Origin of the sequence: Caballeronia sp., from assembly GCF_049581465.1 — a bacterium.
Taxonomy (GTDB): Bacteria; Pseudomonadota; Gammaproteobacteria; order Burkholderiales; family Burkholderiaceae; genus Caballeronia.
Genome location: NZ_JBAUSA010001040.1, coordinates 1 through 2,166, shown reverse-complemented (window position 1 = coordinate 2,166; position 2,166 = coordinate 1). Strand labels below are relative to the sequence as shown.

3 protein-coding genes are annotated in these 2,166 nt (G+C 63.9%); all 3 read right to left on the bottom strand.

Annotated elements, in window-relative coordinates; all coding sequences use genetic code 11:
* Positions 1-502, bottom strand: a 502-nt coding sequence (locus WCA53_RS25505; protein ID WP_423916965.1) for a rod-binding protein, incomplete at its 3' end; no start/stop codon positions are given.
* Positions 503-514: 12 nt separating this feature from the next.
* Positions 515-1,633 (bottom strand): flagellar basal body P-ring protein FlgI, encoded by a 1,119-nt coding sequence (locus WCA53_RS25500; RefSeq protein ID WP_423916963.1) that lies wholly within the window; start codon positions 1,631-1,633, stop codon positions 515-517.
* Positions 1,634-1,635: 2 nt separating this feature from the next.
* Positions 1,636-2,166 (bottom strand): flagellar basal body L-ring protein FlgH (locus tag WCA53_RS25495; protein WP_423916961.1); only part of this gene is annotated, 531 nt, incomplete at its 5' end.

The following is a 2,166-nucleotide window of genomic DNA, read 5'->3' as shown; positions in this document are numbered from 1 at the left end:
CCCCTGTCCCGTTGGCCGCCGCGCTCGCGTAGGCCTTCGCCATCGCGTTCATCGCAGCGATATTGCCCGCGTTCGCGCTGCTGCTGTCGCCCTCTGCGCCGCCCGCGCCGCCCGCACTCGCCTGAATGCTGGCGCCCGCGTTGCGCATCAATTGCTTGAGCATCGCGTCGGCCACGCCAATGCCCTTCGAGCCCAGGTTCTGCGCCATCTGCTGGTCGAGCATCGAGGTGAATGACGCGCTGTCTTTCGAATCGAACGGACCATCGGTCGGGGTCGCGTCGCGCATGCTTTTCAACATCATCGTGGTGAAGACCGTGTCGAACTGCTTCGCAGCGGCTTTCAAACCCGCCTGCGGCGACGCATTCGCCTGCGCGCGCATGGCGTCAAAGCCCTGGACGTCAAGCGCGAAGCGCGACGACAAGGAGCTGAGCGCGCTCGTGTCCGAAGAGTTGCCTGTCATGGCCAGCGCATTGCTGGCGATACCATTACCGTTCGCGTTCATGGGCTGTCGTCCTTATATGATTTCCAGGTCGGCGCGCAATGCACCCGCCGCTTTCATCGACTGCAAGATCGAGATCAGGTCCGCCGGCGTCGCGCCGAGGGCGTTCAGTGCCTTCACGACATCGGCGAGAGTCGCGCTTGCGCCGAGTGTCTTGAGCGCGCCGGTTTCCTGCTTTAACTGAATCTGGGATTGCTTCGCGGCTACCGTCGTGCCGTTCGAGAACGCGCCCGGCTGGCTGACCGCCGTTTCCGTGTTGATCACCACGGAAAGGTTGCCATGCGCGACCGCGCAATTCTGCAGCGTCACCATCTGGTTCATCACGATCGAACCCGTGCGCGCGTTCAGGATGACCTTGGCGGCGGGTTGGGCCGGCTTGACATCGATATTCTCCAGTTGCGCCATGAATGAAACCTGCTCGGACATATCGGCGGGCGCGCGCAACTGGATCGTGCGGCCGTCGAGCGCGAGCGCGGTGCCCACGCCGAACTGGTTGTTCACCGCCGCGACGACCTTCTGCACGGTATCGAAGTCCATGTCGCGCAATTCCATCTGCATCGTGCCGCCCGCCTGCGTGACGGCATTCGGCACGGAGCGCTCGACCAGCCCGCCGCCCGAGATCCGGCCGACCGCCAACTGGTTGATCTGAACCTTGCTGCCGTTGGCGCTCGCGCCTGCACCGCCGACAACGAGGTTGCCCTGTGCCATCGCGTAGACCAGGCCATCGGCGCCTTTGAGCGGCGCCATCAGCAGCGTGCCGCCGCGCAGGCTCTTGGCGTTGCCCAGCGACGACACCGTCACGTCGATAGCCTCGCCCGGCCGCGCAAACGGCGGCAAGACAGCCGTCACCATCACGGCGGCGACGTTCTTCAACTGCATGTTCTGTGTCGTTGCCGCATTCAGCGTGATGCCGAGGTTGCCGAGCATGTTGGTCAAGCTCTGCGTGGTGAACGGCGTCTGCGAGGTCTGGTCGCCGGTGCCGTCCAGACCCACGACGAGGCCATATCCGATCAGCGGATTGTCACGCACGCCCTGGAACGAGACGAGATCCTTGAGACGCTCGGCCTGAGCGGCCTGCGGAAGCGCGGCAGCAAAAGCGAGAGCGGCCAGCAGTAAGCGGAGAGCGAGTTTCATGATCAGAAGGGCGCCACGTTGAGGAAGAAGCGCTGCATCCAGCCCATGTTCTCGGACTCGTCGATATACCCCTTCGCCGAATATTCGATCTTCGCGTCCGCCACCTGGGTGGAGTAGACAGTGTTGGTGCCCGAGATGGTGGTCGGGTTCACGACGCCCGAAAAGCGCACGAATTCGTTGCCCTGGTTAATGAGCATCTGTTTCTCGCCGCTCACTTCAAGGTTGCCGTTAGGCAGCACGCCCGTGACGGTCACCGTCAACGTGCCGCTGAAGGTATTGGCCGCGCTCGCGCCGCCCGCACCGTTGAAGCCGTTGGAGCCGCTCCCGGACAGGTTCGTCCGGTTGAACAGTCCACCGAAGAGCCCAGGCGTCGTCGGCACGGCGAACGTCTCGCTTGCCGAACGGCCCGCGGTCGCCGCGGACGACTTCGTCGCGTTGACGTTTTCCGCGATCACGATCGTGATGATGTCGCCCGTATTGCGCGGACGCTGGTCCTCGAAGAGTGGCCGTCCCGCGTACCCTGCGTTGTAGAT